Annotated in this window: 16 protein-coding genes; 11 read left to right on the top strand and 5 right to left on the bottom strand. The window is 72.2% G+C overall.

The features are described from left to right. Nucleotides 1-8: 8 nt before the first annotated feature. Complete coding sequence (locus IW256_RS00455; RefSeq protein ID WP_197009040.1) at nt 9-1016, top strand: aldo/keto reductase; 1008 nt, start codon at nt 9-11, stop codon at nt 1014-1016. Beyond that, nucleotides 1013-1468: a nuclear transport factor 2 family protein gene (locus IW256_RS00450; RefSeq protein WP_197009039.1), complete on the top strand. Its 456-nt coding sequence runs from the start codon at nt 1013-1015 to the stop codon at nt 1466-1468. Before IW256_RS00455 ends, IW256_RS00450 begins: the two co-directional genes overlap by 4 nt. A 97-nt stretch (nt 1469-1565) precedes the next feature. Here the strand turns inward: IW256_RS00450 and IW256_RS00445 are convergent, their stop codons facing one another. Beyond that, complete coding sequence (locus IW256_RS00445) at nt 1566-2783, bottom strand: M14 family zinc carboxypeptidase (protein WP_231403582.1); 1218 nt, start codon at nt 2781-2783, stop codon at nt 1566-1568. Nucleotides 2784-3377: 594 nt separating this feature from the next. Here IW256_RS00445 and IW256_RS00440 point away from each other — a divergent pair. The 3 genes from IW256_RS00440 (at nt 3378) to IW256_RS00430 (ending at nt 5192) form a co-directional block, all read left to right on the top strand. Next, complete coding sequence (locus tag IW256_RS00440; protein WP_197009038.1) at nt 3378-3977, top strand: TetR/AcrR family transcriptional regulator; 600 nt, start codon at nt 3378-3380, stop codon at nt 3975-3977. Nucleotides 3978-4107: 130 nt separating this feature from the next. Continuing rightward, the gene (locus IW256_RS00435) at nt 4108-4461 is read left to right on the top strand and encodes a hypothetical protein (RefSeq protein WP_197009037.1); all 354 of its coding nucleotides are present in this window, start codon (nt 4108-4110) and stop codon (nt 4459-4461) included. Nucleotides 4462-5009: 548 nt separating this feature from the next. Then, nucleotides 5010-5192: a hypothetical protein gene (locus IW256_RS00430; RefSeq protein WP_197009036.1), complete on the top strand. Its 183-nt coding sequence runs from the start codon at nt 5010-5012 to the stop codon at nt 5190-5192. Between the two features lie 35 nt (nt 5193-5227). On the opposite strand, the gene IW256_RS00425 is transcribed toward IW256_RS00430, so the two are convergent. Then, complete coding sequence (locus tag IW256_RS00425) at nt 5228-7708, bottom strand: tetratricopeptide repeat protein (RefSeq protein WP_307828683.1); 2481 nt, start codon at nt 7706-7708, stop codon at nt 5228-5230. A gap of 184 nt (nt 7709-7892) precedes the next feature. Between IW256_RS00425 and IW256_RS00420 the strand changes: the two genes are divergently transcribed. Further along, entirely contained in the window at nt 7893-8348 is a 456-nt protein-coding gene (locus IW256_RS00420) for a carboxymuconolactone decarboxylase family protein (RefSeq protein ID WP_197009034.1), read from the top strand. Between the two features lie 93 nt (nt 8349-8441). After that, the gene (locus tag IW256_RS00415; protein WP_231403581.1) at nt 8442-8903 is read left to right on the top strand and encodes an iron chaperone; all 462 of its coding nucleotides are present in this window, start codon (nt 8442-8444) and stop codon (nt 8901-8903) included. Between the two features lie 42 nt (nt 8904-8945). Here IW256_RS00415 and IW256_RS00410 read toward each other — a convergent pair whose 3' ends face one another. Next, on the bottom strand, nt 8946-9740 hold the full coding sequence (locus tag IW256_RS00410) for a helix-turn-helix transcriptional regulator (RefSeq protein WP_197009033.1): 795 nt from the start codon (nt 9738-9740) through the stop codon (nt 8946-8948). Nucleotides 9741-9827: 87 nt separating this feature from the next. On the opposite strand from IW256_RS00410, the gene IW256_RS00405 reads away from it, so the two are divergent. The 4 genes from IW256_RS00405 (at nt 9828) to IW256_RS00395 (ending at nt 13162) form a co-directional block, all read left to right on the top strand. Then, nucleotides 9828-10223, top strand: a complete 396-nt coding sequence (locus IW256_RS00405) for a nuclear transport factor 2 family protein (protein ID WP_197009032.1) — start codon at nt 9828-9830, stop codon at nt 10221-10223. Between the two features lie 29 nt (nt 10224-10252). After that, nucleotides 10253-10378 carry a hypothetical protein gene (locus tag IW256_RS41975; protein WP_269217896.1) on the top strand — a complete coding sequence of 42 codons (126 nt, stop codon included), beginning with the start codon at nt 10253-10255 and terminating at the stop codon, nt 10376-10378. A 186-nt stretch (nt 10379-10564) separates the two neighbouring features. Further along, nucleotides 10565-11461 (top strand): RNA polymerase sigma-70 factor, encoded by an 897-nt coding sequence (locus IW256_RS00400; RefSeq protein ID WP_197009031.1) that lies wholly within the window; start codon nt 10565-10567, stop codon nt 11459-11461. Nucleotides 11462-11524: 63 nt separating this feature from the next. Beyond that, on the top strand, nt 11525-13162 hold the full coding sequence (locus IW256_RS00395) for an NAD(P)/FAD-dependent oxidoreductase (RefSeq protein ID WP_197009030.1): 1638 nt from the start codon (nt 11525-11527) through the stop codon (nt 13160-13162). A 142-nt stretch (nt 13163-13304) separates the two neighbouring features. On the opposite strand, the gene IW256_RS00390 is transcribed toward IW256_RS00395, so the two are convergent. Next, nucleotides 13305-14945 (bottom strand): TerD family protein, encoded by a 1641-nt coding sequence (locus tag IW256_RS00390; protein WP_197009029.1) that lies wholly within the window; start codon nt 14943-14945, stop codon nt 13305-13307. Nucleotides 14946-14950: 5 nt separating this feature from the next. After that, entirely contained in the window at nt 14951-15520 is a 570-nt protein-coding gene (locus IW256_RS00385) for a TerD family protein (protein WP_197009028.1), read from the bottom strand. Nucleotides 15521-15616: the final 96 nt, after the last annotated feature.

The raw sequence follows: 15616 nt of genomic DNA, 5'->3' as shown, positions 1-15616 counted from the left end.
AGCGCTCCATGAACCACCTTCCCACCCGCGAACTGGGGCGGCTCGAAGTGCCGGCCATCGGCTTCGGTGCGATGGTGCTGTCGCCGGGCATGTACGGGGAGGTCGGCGAGGAGCGGGCGCTCGCCGCGCTGCGGCACGCCTTCGACAACGGCGCCGCCTTCGTCGACACCAGCGACGGCTACGGCGACGAGGGGCACAACGAGCGGCTGGTCGGCCGGGCGGTCAAGGGGCGCCGGGACGAGGTCGTGGTCGCCACCAAGTTCGGATTCCGCATCCCCGAGGGGGCCGAAGCGCACACGTTCCCGGTCGGCTTCGCGTTCGGCGAACTGGCCGTCAACGCCGAGCCCCGGTACGTCCGGGGCTACGCCGAGGCGAGCCTGCGCAACCTGGGCACGGACGTGATCGACCTGTACTACCCGCACTTCCCGGATCCACGGGTGCCGATCGAGGACACCGCGGGCGCGGTCGCCGAACTGGTCGGCGACGGCCTCGTCCGTTTCCTCGGCCTGTCCAACGTCACCGCCGGGCAGCTCCGCCGGGCGCACGCGGTCCACCCTGTGGAGGCCGTGCAGACCGAGTGGTCGATGTGGCGCCCGGCCGATCCCGAGCTGCTGGCCACCGCCCGCGAGCTGGGGGTCGGCGTGGTCGGCTGGAGTCCGCTGGGGGCGGGTTTCCTGACCGGGAACGTCCGGCAGGTGGCCGATGGCGACTTCCGCCAGAACAACCCGAGGTTCAGCGAGGCCAACCTCGCCGCCAACCACGACGCCTACACGGCGCTGCGCGGCACCGCCGCCGATCTCGGCATCACCCCGGGCCAGCTCGCGCTCGCCTGGCTGCTGCACCAGGGCCCGGACGTGGTGCCGATCCCGGGAAGCCGCACCCCAGCGCACATCGAGGAGAACCTCCACGCGGCGTACATCGGGCTGCACCCGGACACGCTCGAACGCGTGGACGCGGCGCTGCGGCGCGTCCGGCCCGCCGGCGGCACCCTCCTCCAGGACGGCGGGGTCCGATGATCTCGCGCCTGAGCGCGGTGGGGGTGGCGGTGCTCCTGCTCGCAGGCTGCTCGGGAGAGGCCACGGACTCGCCGGCTCCCGCGTCCCCGCCCCCGTCCGGGTCCGCGTCCCCGCCCGCGCCGCCGGCGGTCGCCGGAGTGCAGCCCGCCGCCCAGGCGTACGTCGACGCGGTCAACCGCGAGGACCTCGACGCGCTGGTGGCCGCGTTCGCCCCGGACGGCAAGGTGATCGACGTGTCGCGCACCATCGCGGGCCGCGACGCGATCCGGGACTGGGCGCGGAACGAGGTGATCGGCGGCCGGCTGCGCGTCCTGTCGATCGCCGAGCGCCGCACCGGCGGCCAGAAGCTGCTGGTCCACTGGGCCCCGGCCGGATCGGACGGCTGGCGCGCGCACTACGACTTCACGGTGTCCGGGAACGGGATCCGCACCGCCGACCTCCAGTACGCCTGACCGGCGCGCTCGGCGCCCGGCGATCGGGCCCGGCCCCGCGTCCGGACGTGCGCAGGTGGGCCGCCGCGGAAAACGACGGCCCACCCCGCGAACGTGCTTAGCGAGCGGTCTCCGGAATCTCGTCGTACCGGTCCGGGTCGATCTGCTGCGCCGCCCCGGAGCCCACGGCCTCGATGATGCCGGTGAGCCCGTGCTCGACCGTCTTCACCAGCTGGCCGCGCTGCTTGGCTCCCCAGCTCTGCGTCTGGCCCCGCACCTCGAACAGGACGGTGCCGGAGCCGTTGAGCGCGAACGAGCCGAGACCGGTGCCCGGCAGGTCGATGTCCTGCGGGTAGAGGGTCAGCGAGCCGAACGGCGACCGGCCGTACGCCGACAGCTTGTCGAACGCCGCCAGGGTGAGCTGCTTGGAGTAGTCGAGGCGGTAGCCCCGGTTGTACTCCTGGTGGTTCTCCACGTCGACGAACTTGCCCGAGAGCGACATGGTCACCTGGGCCTCGCCGTTCTCGTCCAGGTAGCAGGGCCCCTGGTGGTGCAGGTCGACGTAACTGTCGACGGCGCCGAACTCCGCCTTCAGCGACTTGTACAGGTCCCGCACGGCCTGCGACTCGGGGTTGACGTACCAGCCCGGTCCCGCCGACGAGCCCGGGAAGTCCTTGGCCTGCGGCACGTAGTCGAGGTTCGGGTGGTAGTCGCGGTTGACGTCGAAGCCCGGACGCGCGGCGTAGTCGTCGCCCCCCTGAGCCCTGGTGTAGTAGTTCCACGCCGGACGCGCGCCCGCCAGCTGCGGGAAGTCCGCGACGACCTCGGCCCAGGTGCGGTCATTGCCGCGCCTGTCGAGTTCCGCCGCGTCCGGGTTCATCTTCGGGACGGCGACCAGCGTCACCTCCGAGCGCAGGCGCTCCGCCTCGGGCGTGGGGGCCGTCATGCTCCGCAGCAGGGAGAGCACCGCCTCGGTGCCGGTCTTCTCGTTGCCGTGGATCTCGCTGGTGACCAGCACCACCTTGGGGCCGGTGCCGGTCCGCGCGGCCCAGATCTCACGTCCGCGGTTGGACGTGCCGATCCGCGTCACGTCCAGGACGTCGGAGCGCTGCGACGCGAGCAGCCGCAGTTCCTTGGCCATCTCGGCGTGGCTGGTCCACGAGGACGTGGCGGTGTCCCCGGTGGACGTCCCGCAGTGCGCCGTGGCGGGCTGCGCCGCGGCGGGCGACGCGAGCGCCACGGTCGGGGCCACCAGGGCCGCCATCGCCAGGCCCACCCCGGCGAGCCTCCGGCCGGACGCCGTCCTGATGGAGGTCGTTCGGTTGTTCTTCGTCATGCCGTCCTTCACCTGTCCTCGTGCTGACCGACCGGATCTCCGCGGTCGGGAAATGGTCTCGGCCCACGCCGGATCGCGCCGCGGCCGGTGGTCGATGTCGAAACCCGCTCGGGCCGGCGGAACCGGCCGGAACACATCGGGGTCGGCGTTCTCACGTCGGTTCCGCTCGGTGCCGTCCGCGTTCGCGCGGACGGCGACACGAAGGGGCATGTCGCCGGTCAGGTCGGTCCGGTCGGTCCAGGTGCCGCGGCCCTGGCGCGTCCCGCCGATCGACTCGCGGCCCGCCGCTTTCCGGGAGAACTTCCTCCCGCAAGTGGTTTCATGATGCGCATTATTAGCACCACGAACAGAGTCACCACAACACCCGGCCCCGCATTTTGTGGCCACATCCAAAACAATGGTCCGGCAATTCGACCAGGAATGGAGATGGATCAGCGATCCAATTCGACCCCGTAGACCGATTTTCCGGCGCGTCCCCATGATGTGCCACCGGATCAAGATCGGCTGCGCCGGAGCGCGCGTGACCCCGCGTCCGCTCCTGCGCCCGCCGGGAACTAGCCGGGCACGACGCGGAAGTCGCCTACCATGCAGAGCGTGCCCCGAATCTCCGGCTCCCTGGACGAGCACCGCGCCGCCATGCGCGACCGCATCCTCGTCGCGGTGCGGGAGATCATGACGGCCGACGGCGTCGACAGGCTCTCCATGGCCGAGGTCGCGGCGCGCGCGCAGCTCAACCGCAGTGTCGTCTACAACTACTTTCCCGACGTGCGGGCGCTGCTCATCGCGCACGCCGAGTACGAGACGAGGCGTTTCACCGACGAGTTGAACCGTGCGCTGGAGCCGGCGGCGACGCCCACCGAGCGGATCGAAGTCTACGTACGGCAGCAGCTCGCCGACTTCGCCGCCTACCCCCAGCCCGCCGGGCCGGAACTCGCGACGCTGCTGGGCCCGGAAGGGTACCGGCGGGTGCACGCCCGCGTCAGCCCGCTGGGACGGCTCCTCGCCGGGATCATCGACGACGGCGTCCGGCGCGGCGAGTTCGCCCCCTGCGACCCGGCGGCGACGGCGCAGCTGGTGCACGCCTGCCTCGGCGCGGAGCGCTACCCCCTCGGCCAGGGCAGCCGCAACGTCGCCACGACGACCGAACGCGTCACCACGTTCATCCTCAGGAGCCTGGGCGCCCGCACCCCCTGAACTCCACTCCGGGCCCCCGTCGCCATGGGGTCGTGCGATCACCGACCCCCTGAAGCACTACGCTTTGTAGTGTCACCCCGTCTGCACCCAGTCGAGGAGCCGCACGGCCCCTCACCCCCCGGAGGTCGTCATGGAGTTCGTCCGGCTCCTGTTGCTGTTCTTTCACTTCGTCGGGCTGGCAGTGCTGATCGGCGGTTTCCTCGCCCAGCTCCCGGCGGCGCGGTCCGCTCCCACCCGCCCGGGCACCGCCATGCTTCACGGCGCACTGACCCAGCTCGTGACCGGCATCGCCCTGGTCGGGATCAACCAGGGCGCCCTCGACAACGAAGTGGACAACGTCAAGATCAGCGTGAAGCTGGGCGTCGTCCTCATCGCGCTCGCCCTCATCCTCATCGGCCGGCGCCGCCCCGTCGACACCCCGGTCTTCATGACGATCGGCGCACTGGCCCTGGTGAACGTGGGCGTGGCGGTCTTCTGGACGTGAGATCCGGAAGCTCGACCGAGGCCCTCCGCGGTCGCCCGGATATGCACCGGCAACGGCAGTAAGGCCGTTGAGATGTGCGGCAGTGACACTCCCCTACAGCAGGCGGTCTCTGCCGAGAGAAGCGTGAAACGTCTCTCCGAGCGAGCTTCGACCGCCTCGCCAGGCCATATGGCGGAGTTGGATCGGACGACCAAAAAGTAGGGATCGCGGCCCTATCGATGTGCCTGGGGGTGCCGTGCGGCGAGGGGTGCGGGCGTATTCTCGGAGGCGCGCATGGCCGTGCGCGTGATAGTCCACGATCAGCAGACGCTCACCTTGCTGGGTGTGCGCGCCATCCTCGACCCGGAACATGACATCGAGGTCGTGCACGTGCAGGAGACCCGTGACGCGCGCGAGCTCGTCCCACGATCCGGGCCGTCGCCGATTTCGGCGGCCTGGACGTCATCTCCTCGGAGTTCCAGGAGGAACTCGACATCGTTTTAGGCCTGATCGCGGGTAACCGCCCGCGGCCCTTCAGGCGACCGTCCAGCGGACGGAGGCTGCTGGGCGTGTTCGTGCTGACCGCGCTCGGCGCCTACGCCACGGCCGTGACGTTGATCGCCTCGGCCACCGCCCTGGTCTCCTGGCGGCTCCTCCTGGCCCCCGCGGTGGCCGGCGCGATCGTCGTGTCCCTGGTCCTCTGCACGATGCTCGCGGGCTCCGCCCGCCGCTGCCTGTCCGGACCGCGTTAGGCGCTGTTTCGAAGTCCCGGCCCACGGCGCTCGCCTCAGGTCCGTGGTTCGAGGTCCTGCAGGATGGCCTGGCCGGCCGCGCGGTGTTCGGCGGCCGCGTTCGGGTCCGTGTCGTGGAGGACGGCGGCGGTCCCCTCGTGGGCCAGCGCCTCGGCGTACCGGTATCCCAGTTTCACGGCCAGCTCCAGCGCCTGCCCGTGCAGCCGCAGGGCCTCCTCGGGCAGGCCCGCCAGCCGGCAGGTCTCGGCGTAACCGTTGAGGAAGTGGATCTTCCAGTCTTCCTTGAACAGTTCGTCCAGCAAGGCGAACGCCTGGCGATGGCTGGCGAGGGCCTCCTCGTACCGGCCGATCTGCCGCAGCGCGACGCCCAGGCAGTTGAGGCACCACGCCTCGTTGTGCTTGTGCCCGTCCTCGCGGGCCGACGCGAGCGCCTGCTCCAGGTGCTCGACAGCCTCGTCCGGTTCCTCGTGGGCGATGGCCACGCCAAGGGTGATCCGGGCCGTCAGCGTGGGGGGCCAGGCGGGGTCGGCGTGGGGGACGTCCAGCGCCTCCCGGGCCAGCCGCGCGGCCTTCTCTCGGTGTCCCAGCTGCAGCATCGCCCAGGCCTCGTACGCGGTCGCGTGGGCGGTGCCCATCGGGCAGCCGGCGTCCGCGTACAGCTCGCCCGCCAGCCGGAAGAGGTCGAGCGGCTCCTCGACATGGCCCTCGTCCCAGCTCAGGTACCCCCGGCGCATGGTCAGTTCGGCCTCGGACCTGGTGTCCCCGGCCCCGGACACCAGCGGTGCCGCCGCCTCGTACGCGGCGCCCGCCTCCGCCATCCGGCCCGCGTTGTAGCGGGCGAAGCCCAGGTCGCTGTACGCCTCGGCCAGCTGCAGCGGATCGCCCAGACGCTGCGCGGCGACCAGGGAGCGCTCGAACAGGACGTTCAGGTGCGTGGTGCCGCAACGCCGTGCGAAGAAGGCCCGCATGTAACGCGGCAGCTCGCACACGTGGACGTCGGCTCCGGCGGCGACCGCCGCCTCGAAGACGGCCATCAGGTTGGTGTACTCGGTGGCGAACCAGAAGAGTGCCGCGTGCTTGCCGGTGAACTCCGGCAGCTCGGCCGGAGGCCGGCCCGCGGAGACCTCCCGGGTGGGGGACACGTAGGACATCGCGGCGTCGGCGGCTGCCGCCGCGTGCACGTAGTAGTCGAGCACCCGGCCCAGTGCCTGCTCCAGCTCCGCCGGCGGGTCCTGTTCGGCGGCGGCCTGGCGCGCGTGCTGGCGGACCAGGTCGTGCAACCGGTAGCGGCCGGCCGCCGGCTGCTGGACGAGGTGCGCGTCGAGCAGGTCCTCCAGCATCGCGCGGGCGGTCCGCAGAGGCAGACCGGCGAGCGCCGCCGCCACGTACTCGTCGAAGGTCGAGCCGGGCAGCAGGCCCAGCGACCGGAAGAAGCGGCGCTGTGCCCGGTCCAGTTGCCGTACGGACATGGCGAACGCCGTGTCGAACTCGGTGGCGCCCTCCGCCATCCGTTCGACGAGGATCCCCACGGTCCAGCCCGGCCGGTGCCGCAGCCGCGCGGCGGCCAGCCGCAGGGCCAGCGGCAGATGGCCGCACAGCCGCAGCACCTCGGCGGCGGATTCGGGGTCGCGGGCCAGCCGGCCGCCTGAGCCGCCGGGGTCGCCGCTGGCGCGGGCCAGCAGTTCGGCGCTCTCCTGCGGCGTCAGCACGTCCAGCGACACGGGCGGCACGTCCTCCAGGCCCAGCAGCCGGTTACGGCTGGTGATCAGGGCGACGGACGGGCCGGCCCCGGGAAGCAGCGGGCGGACCTGGTCGGCGTCCGCGGCGTTGTCGAGGACCACGACGGCCCGCCGGTGGGCCAGTTCCGCCCGCCAGAAGGCGGCCAGCGGCTCGATGCCGCCCTCCTGCGGGATCTTCTCCGACGGCACGTCGAGGGCGGCGAGCAAGGTCCGCAGCGCGGGGTCGGGGCCGAGCGGTTCCCGCCCGGCGGTGAACCCGTGCAGGTCCACGTAGAGCTGGGCGTCGGGGTAGTCGGCGGCGAGCCGGTGCGCGGCGTGGACCGCCAGGCAGGTCTTGCCGACGCCCGCCATGCCGTCGATGCTGACCACCCGGTCGCCGTCCACCGCGGCGAGCACGGCGGCGAGCTGGGCCTCGCGTCCGGTGAAGTCGGGCACGTCGCGCGGCAGATCGTTGCGGGGCCGGCGCGGCGCCCCGGCGGGCGGCGACGGCGGCTGGACCTGGCGGCTGGTCTTCGGGGGTGCCGGCAAAGGGTTGGAGGCCCGTTCCCAGAGAGGACGCAGCGGGCGGGGGTCGCGCTTGAGAAGGCGGCAGAGGGCGATCACCGCCGTCCAGGGCGGCACCGTCTGGCCGCTGAGGTAGCGCGACAGTGAGGACGAGCTGAGGCCCGTGTCCCGCGCGAGGGCCCGGACGCCGCGTCCGGACAGCTCATGGAGCAGGCGCAGCCGTGCCGCCAGCTCTTCCCGTGGGTCGGCCTTCTCCTTCGGATGCTGCCGCACGACCACCGTCCCCCGCCTCCCTGTCCCGCCGCGGCGGCATTCCTCCGGACCCGGTCGCCGCTGTTCAGAGGCGTTTCAGCTGTCCCAGGGCGTCCCACCGCCATCGTCATGTTAGGCCCCTCCGGCTGTGATGGAGTCACGCCCCTGAGGGAAGGGGCACCGACCCGGAAGAGGAACAACCCAGATGCAGTCTCGGATGCAGAACCCCGCCGCCGTCCTGCCCGACGCGATGCAGCCCATCCAGGAGATCTTCAAGGCCGTCCGCTCCGGCGGGGTGGCGGGGGAGATCCTGGAGCTGGTGCATCTGCGGGTCAGCCAGATCAACGGCTGCAGCGCCTGCGTGGACGGCGGCACGAAGGCGGCCCGCAAGGCAGGGGTGAGCGAGGAGCGGCTGGCCACGGTCGTCGCCTGGCGGGAGACCCCGTACTTCTCCGAGGAGGAGCGGGCGGCGCTCGCGCTGGCCGAGGCCGCCACGCGGCTGGCCGACCGCCCCGACGCGGTGAACGACGAGGTCTGGGACACCGCCGCCACCTACTTCGACGAGAAGCAGCTGGCCGCGATCGTCCTGATGATCGGCGTCACCAACCTGTTCAACCGGCTCAACGCCACGACCCGGCAGATCGCCGGCGCGTGGGGGTAAGAGCCACCTGCCGTCCCCGGGCAGCAGGCACGAACCCGCGGCCCGGGGCCACCCCGCTCCCAGCAGAGATACGCACACAAGGAGAGTCCCACCATGAACGAAACGCGGAAGTCCGCCCAGGGCAAGCAGTTCGAAGGGTTCACCGAAGAAGAACGAGCCGCGATGAAGGAGCACGCCCAAGAGCTGAAGAAGACCGCGCGCCGCAGCCCGGGCAAGGCCAAGGCGGATGGGGAGCGTGACGTCCTCGCGAAGATCGCCGAGATGCCCGACGCGGACCGTGTCATCGCCGAGCGTCTGCACGAGATCATCAAGGCCGCCGCGCCGTCCCTGCTGCCGAAGCTCTGGTACGGGATGCCCGCCTACGCCAAGGACGGCAAGGTGCTCTGCTTCTTCCAGAGCGCGCAGAAGTTCAAGTCCCGGTACGCGACCCTCGGCTTCAACGATGTGGCGAACCTCGACGACGGCACCATGTGGCCGACCGCCTTCGCGCTGAGGGAGCTGACCCCCGACAACGAGGCCCGGATCGGCGAACTCGTGAAGCGGGCGGCGAGCTGAGGAGGGGCCGTCCCCGGTCGGCGGCCATCCGATCCTTGCCGATCAGGGAGCCGCGGCCGCTCGGGCGTCACCACCGGACCCGGTGAAGTAGGCGGCGCTCTCCGCGTCCGCCGGGTAGTAGGACTCGATCGCCAACTCGTCCAGGGTGAGGTCCATCGGGGTGCCGAACGTGGTGATCGTCGAGAACAGCCGCAGCTCCCGCCCGCCGAAACGAATGATCATCGGGAGCACGACGTCGGATCCGGCCCGCCGGCTCGGCCCATCCTCGGCACCGGGCGCCAGCAGCTCCTCGTAGAGCGCGGAGAGCCCGGCGTCGGGGGCGGTGGCGAGCTGGCGCGCGATCCGGGAACGGAACACCGCACGCACATCGGCCAGGTTGACGACCAGAGGAGCCAGCCCGCGCGGGTCCAGCCCCAGCCGCACCAGGTTGACCGGCGGCCGGAGCAGCTCGGGATCGACGCCCGCGAAGAACGGGTCGACGGCCCGATTGGTCATCACGATGTTCCACAGGCGGTCGAAGACCAGCGCCGGGTACGGCTCGTGCGCGCGGAGCACCCTCCCGACCGCGTCCCGGGCCGCCGACAGCGCGTCGCCGTCGAGCGGGCGCTCGGTGTACCGGGGCGCGAAACCGGCGGCGAGCAGCAGCCGGTTGCGATCGCGCAACGGCACATCGAGCCGCTCCGCGAGCCGGAGCACCATGTCGGCGCTGGGGTTGGACCTGCCGGTCTCGACCAGGCTGACATGGCGAGCCGACACGTCGGCGGCGATCGCCAGATCGAGCTGACTGAGCCGCCGGCGGTGCCGCCACCGCCGCAAGAGTTCCCCGACCGTCTCCACGATCAGCGAGGGTACTCAGCGTGGAGCCGTGCGCCATGAAATGCGAGTTCATCGACAAGCCATCGCGACCGCGGAAACACTGCGTCCATGACCGCAGAGAACAAGAACATCGTCCAACGGGCACTGGCGGCGCTGATCGAGACGGGCGACGTCGGCGCGCTCGCGTCGGTGCTGAGCGATGACTTCGTCCATCACAGGCCGGATTCGACGTCATCGACCAAGGCGGAATGGCTCGCCGCCGTCCGCACGTCGCTCGTCCCGCTCGCCGGCATGCAGGTGGAGATCCATCACGTGCTGGCCGACGGTGACCACGTGGTGATGTACTCGCGGCGCCGGCTCCCCGGCGGCGGACCGGAGATCGTGGTCGTCGACATCTGGCGGTTCGACGATGGGCTGATCGCCGAGGCGTGGGAGATCATCGAGCCGGTCGCCCAGGCGGCCGCCAACCTGGTGTGGTGGGAAGGGGAACCCGCCGGGCGCTGACCAGGCGTCTCGCTTCGGTACCTCGTGAGGTGCCCCGAATCATCCGGGGTGCCTCCGAGAACGACATCCAGCGGAGGATGCGCGAGGCCGAGGAGTACGCCGCCGAGCACCGCAGGCGCAAGGAGGAGGCCGAGGTCCGCGACCGGTCGCACTGAGGAACAGCCCCATCGGCCGGCGGGCGAGGTCGTCGTGACGGTGTCACAGAATGGTGGTGGCCGGTGTCTTGTGGGGGAGACGGTCGAGAGCAGGGAGACAGGGACCACCATGGCCAGTACGTTCGGGAACCCCAGGGAACCCCTCACCATGTACGCGGCGCGGTCCGCGCCGGAGGTCGCGCCGGCATGAGGGAACACGACCGCCCGGACCCCGCCACCGAAGCGTTCATCGCCCACCGCAACCTGCTGTTCACCGTCGCCTACGAGATGCTCGGATCGGCCGCCGACGCCGAGGACGTCCTTCAGGAGACCTGGCTGCGGTGGGCGGCCGTCGATCTCGGCACCGTACGGGATCAGCGCGCGTATCTGGTCCGGATCACCACCCGGCAGTCGCTGACCCGGCTGCGCACGCTCGGCCGGCGCAAGGAGTCCTACGTCGGTCCCTGGCTGCCCGAGCCGTTGCTGACCACGCCGGACGTGGCCGAGGACGTCGAGCTGGCCGACAGCGTCTCGATGGCGATGCTGCTGGTGCTGGAGACGCTCGCGCCGGTCGAACGGGCGGTGTTCGTGCTGCGCGAGGTGTTCGACCTGGCGTACGACGAGATCGCCGAGGCCGTCGGCAAGAGCCCCGCCGCGGTCCGGCAGATCGCCCACCGGGCACGGGTGCACGTCGCCGCCCGCCGTCCGCGCGACATCGTCTCCCCGGCCGAGACCCGGGCCGCGCTCGCGGCGTTCCAGCAGGCGGTCGAGACGGGCGAGTTGCAGAGCCTGCTGGACGTCCTCGCTCCCGACGTCGTCGCCCTGAGCGACGGCGGCGGGCTCAAGCGGGCCGTGCCGCGGCCCGTCGTGGGCGCCGGCAAGGTGGCCCGCCTGATGGCGGTCGGCCTGTCCAGGGGGTTCGCCCGGATGTCGGCCGAACCGGTCCAGGTCAACGGCTGCCCGGCCCTGATCATCCGGATCGACGGGGAGATCGACGGTGTCATGGCGGTGCGGGTCGAGGACGGGCTCATCAGCGGGCTCTACTACGTACGCAATCCCGAGAAGCTGTCACGGGTGGAGCGGGAGACGGCCCTGAGCCGCTGAGGCCGAAGGGGCGCACGGGACCATCCAAGCGCGTGACCTGCGGTTTCGACTAGGCTGGTGCAGATGACGTGGCCGGTCATTCTCGTGGTGGATCACGATCCGGGCTCGCTGCGCGCGCTGCACACCGACCTCACGCGGCGGTTCGGCAGGGCGTTCACGGTGAAGGGCGCGAGCTCGTCGGACGCGGCGCTCACCCTGGTGCGGGAGCTGGCCCGGTCGGGCGAGCCCGTCGCGCTGCTGGTGGTGGACGAGCGGTCCGCCGACGTCCTCACCCGCGTGCACGAGCTGTATCCGCGGGCCAAGCGCGTGCTGCTCGTGGACCGCGACTACTCCTCGGACAGTCCGGCCGTGCAGGCGATCGCGGTCGGGCGCGTCGACTATCACCTCGTACGGCCGTGGGCGGACGACGAGATGATGTACCGCGCGGTGAGCGAGTTCCTGTCCTCGTGGACGAGCGAGCAGGAACCGAGGTTCGAGCTGTTCCGGGTCGTCGCCCGGGAGGGCGACGACCGGCTGCTCCGGCTGCGCGATGTGATGGCGCGCTTCCGCCTGCCGTTCCTGGTCTACCCGGCCGAGGAGGAGGCCGGGCGGCGCCTGCTGCGGGAGGCCGGGGTCGACGCCTCGCGCCTGCCGGTGGTCATCCGCTACGACGGCCGGGCGTTCATCGATCCGGCGCTTCCCGATCTCGCCCGCGCGATCGGCGTCAGCGTCACGAACGAGGTGGAGTACTGCGACGTCGCCATCGTCGGTGCCGGGCCCGCCGGCCTGACGGCGGCGGTGTGCGCGGCGTCCGAGGGGCTGGAGACCGTTCTGCTCGAGAAGGCCATCTCGGGCGGGCAGGCCGGGACGAGCCCGATGATCAGGAACTACCCGGGATTCCCCCACGGGATCTCCGGCGGCTACCTCATGGAGCAGACCTGCGAGCAGGCGTGGCTGATGGGCGCGCACATCGTCTTCGCTCAGCAGGCGGTCGGGCTCGAAGACCGCGGCGACCGGAAGGTGATCCACCTGCTGGACGGTTCCGAGGTCGCCGCCCGCGCGGTGCTGATCGCCACCGGGGTCGACTGGCGGCGGCTCGGCGTCCCGGCCCTGGAAGACCTCGTCGGCCACGGGGTGTTCTACGGCACGGCCGTGGGCGAGAGCCGGGCGATGCGGGACCAGGACGTCTTCATCGTCGGAGCCGGGAACTCGGCCGCGCAGGCCGCGATGCACCTGGCCGACCACGCCCGTACGGTCACCCTGGTCGTCCGGGGCGACAGCCTGGCGAAGTCGGCGTCGGGCTATCTGGTGCGCGCCATCCGGTCGATGCCCGGCATCATCGTCCGCCATCGGACGGAGGTCGTCGGCGGCGGCGGGGACGGGCGCCTGGAACACCTGACGCTCGCGGATCGCGCGGCGGGCACCGTCGAGCGGGTGCCGGCGGCCGCGCTGTTCATCATGATCGGAGGAGAACCGCACACCCGGTGGCTCCCGGACGGCGTCGTGCGCGACCGGCAGGGCTACCTGGTGACGGGCCGAGAGATCATCGAGGAGTCACCGGCGTGGTGGCCGCTCGGCCGCGATCCCCTGCCGCTGGAGACCAGCATCCCCGGCGTGTTCGCGGTGGGAGACGTGAGGAAGGGCTCGATCAAGCGGGTGGCCTCGGCGGTGGGCGAGGGGGCCACGGCCGTCCGCCTGGTGCACGAGTACCTGAACGTCTAGTGCGATCGGCCCGGGCGGAGCCCGCACTCCGGGACTCCGAAGACCCGGCACCGATCGATACGGCCGGGCGGATGCTCGCCCGCGACCCGGGCGCGGCGCCGCGCGGCGCCGCGCCCGGGTCGTGTGAGGCCGTCGTGCGCGGTCAGTCGTAGCTGGCGATGGCGCGGGAGTGGACGCCGAGCACGTGGGCGAACAGCGCCGGAGCGCGCGTACCGGCGGCGGCGCCGTCGGGGAGGACGTCCGGGGTGAGGGTCCAGTCGGCGCCCACCCACGAGTCGGCGATGGCGCCCTCGCTGGAGGGAAGGTTGTTGCAGGACTGCCGGACCCGCATGGCGCGTACGGACTCGGGTGCCGGGGTGTCGGTCTCCACCAGCAGCACCGGGACCCCGACCAGCGGCCCGTCCTCGACCAGGCGCAGGAGCCGGTCCGCCTCCTCCCCCTGGAGCGCGGCGCCCGCGTCGAGGATCATCACCAGCCGCACCGGGGGGCCTCCGGCCGGCCCGGAGGACGGGTCGCCCTCCTGGCCGCCGATCCGGCGCAGGTCCACCAGGTCGAGCAGGCGCCGGAGCCTTTCGGCCGCCGCCGGCCCGGTGGCCACCCCGCCGCCCAGCAGCCGGGCGCTGGTGACCGGGTCGAACCCGTGCAGCCAGCCGGCGCCCGACAGGCCCGCCGCGTCGACCACCTCCAGCCCGGCCACCCCCGGCGGCAGGGCGGCGAGGAACCGGGTCGCCAGCGACCAGGCGTAGGCGGCCGAGTCGCCGGGCATCGTGCCCCGCGAGATCCACATGCTGCGCCGCCAGGGCACCCGCAGGACGAGCGGCACCCGCAGGTCGGGCAGCTCGGCGGTGGACAGCCGGCCCAGCAGCACCCCCTCGGCCAGATCGGCGCGGGGCTGCCAGGTCAGCCAGGAGGGCGCGTCGAACGGCGCCGCCTCCGCGGTGACCATCGGTTCCACCCGGGCCAGCTCGTCGCGCAGCTGCCCGGCGTCGGCCCGCAGCCGCTCGCCGGCCGCCGCCATGAGCTGCTCGAACCGCCCGCGCGGCGCCCGTCCGGCGATCTCCTCGTTGCGGAGGGTCAGCGCGTGCTCGGTGGAGGAGCGGAAGGCGGCCAGCGAGCGGCTGGCGTCCTCCCAGACCAGCCAGCACCGTTCGAGGTAGCCGACCTCCGTCCCGGACGGCGCCTGCGGCACGGGAGGGACGGGCGTCCCCTGCGGAGGGGCCGTCCGTCCGGGCGGCGCCCCGACGGCGGGGCCGGGCGGCGGGGCGATCATGCCGGTCTCCGGGCCGCCCGGGTCGTCGACCTCGACGCCGTGCGCCTCGACCAGCTCGGCCAGCCCGCCGGCGTACCCCTGCCCGAGGGCGCGCACCTTCCACTTGTCCGCCCGGCGGTAGATCTCCAGCCCGATGATCGCCTTCTCCGGGCCGAGTCCCACGACGGTGAACAGGGCCATCGAATCGCCGTTGGCCGCGGTGAGCTGGACCTGTGGCGGCGGCATCGACCCGAACGAGACCGCCCGGGTCAGGCTGACCGCGATCAGGACCGCCTGCACGCCGGCCGGGATCGCGTCGAGGTCGAGTTCCACGCGCTGGCGGCCCCCGCCGTCGACCCAGCGCACGCCGGGCGCCTCGGGGGCGTTGAAGAACACCAGGTCGGCGTCGGAGCGCACCCGCATGTCCGGGCCCACCAGCAGGGCGCTGACGTCCACGGGCACGATGCAGGACACCGTGGCGGTCACCCGGCGGGCGGGCAGCGGGGTGTTGGCCCCGCTCGAGAGTTCGGCCATCGTGGTCAGGCGTGCGAGGCGATCACGGGAAGCATGTCCTGGAAGGTGCGGCCGTGGCACGGCTCGCCGATCGCGTTCATCTTCCAGCCGTCGCCGTGCCGGTAGATCCGGGCCATCACCATGGCGGTGTGGGTGCCGCCGCCGGTCAGCGTGTACCGGGCCAGCTCGCCGCCGTCCATCTCGTTGACCAGGCGGCAGAAGGCGTTGTCCACCTCGTTGAAGGTCTGCCCGTTGAAGGAGCTGACGGTGAACACCAGCGAGGTGACGTGCACCGGCAGCCGGCCCAGGTCGACCATCACCGACTCGTCGTCGCCGTCGCCGGCCCCGGTCAGGTTGTCGCCGGTGTGCCGCACCGAGCCGTCGTCGCTGACCAGCTTGCCGAAGTAGACCACGTCGGCGATGCTGCGGTCGGCGAAGAGCACGCAGGAGGCGTCCAGATCGATCTCCCGCTCGCGGGAGCCGAAGAAGCCCTTCTTCTTGACCGCGTCCCAGCCCAGGCCCATCCGGACCATGGTCAGCGCGCCGCCGGGCTTCTCCAGCGAGATCCGCTGGCCCTTCACCATCGAGACGGTCACTGCCGTCGCCTCCTCGCTGTCCCCTTGTGCCGTGCCGCTCCCCGAGAGCACCTGCCCGAAGCCACCCCGGCCGGCACGGAGACGGCCCGGGTGCGG

The organism is Actinomadura viridis, from assembly GCF_015751755.1.
Taxonomy (GTDB): domain Bacteria; phylum Actinomycetota; class Actinomycetes; order Streptosporangiales; family Streptosporangiaceae; genus Spirillospora; species Spirillospora viridis.
Note: the sequence above shows the minus strand (reverse complement) of the source record. Positions and strands in the feature narration are given on the sequence as shown.

Bases quoted from the DNA above. Each gene is read 5' to 3' on its own strand.
- IW256_RS00455 (WP_197009040.1), top strand. From the start codon at position 9: ATGAACCACCTTCCCACCCGCGAACTGGGGCGGCTCGAAGTGCCGGCC.
- IW256_RS00450 (WP_197009039.1), top strand. From the start codon at position 1,013: ATGATCTCGCGCCTGAGCGCGGTGGGGGTGGCGGTGCTCCTGCTCGCA.
- IW256_RS00445 (WP_231403582.1), bottom strand. From the start codon at position 2,783: ATGACGAAGAACAACCGAACGACCTCCATCAGGACGGCGTCCGGCCGG.
- IW256_RS00435 (WP_197009037.1), top strand. From the start codon at position 4,108: ATGGAGTTCGTCCGGCTCCTGTTGCTGTTCTTTCACTTCGTCGGGCTG.
- IW256_RS00420 (WP_197009034.1), top strand. From the start codon at position 7,893: ATGCAGTCTCGGATGCAGAACCCCGCCGCCGTCCTGCCCGACGCGATG.
- IW256_RS00415 (WP_231403581.1), top strand. From the start codon at position 8,442: ATGAACGAAACGCGGAAGTCCGCCCAGGGCAAGCAGTTCGAAGGGTTC.
- IW256_RS00405 (WP_197009032.1), top strand. From the start codon at position 9,828: ATGACCGCAGAGAACAAGAACATCGTCCAACGGGCACTGGCGGCGCTG.
- IW256_RS00400 (WP_197009031.1), top strand. From the start codon at position 10,565: ATGAGGGAACACGACCGCCCGGACCCCGCCACCGAAGCGTTCATCGCC.
- IW256_RS00395 (WP_197009030.1), top strand. From the start codon at position 11,525: ATGACGTGGCCGGTCATTCTCGTGGTGGATCACGATCCGGGCTCGCTG.
- IW256_RS00390 (WP_197009029.1), bottom strand. From the start codon at position 14,945: ATGGCCGAACTCTCGAGCGGGGCCAACACCCCGCTGCCCGCCCGCCGG.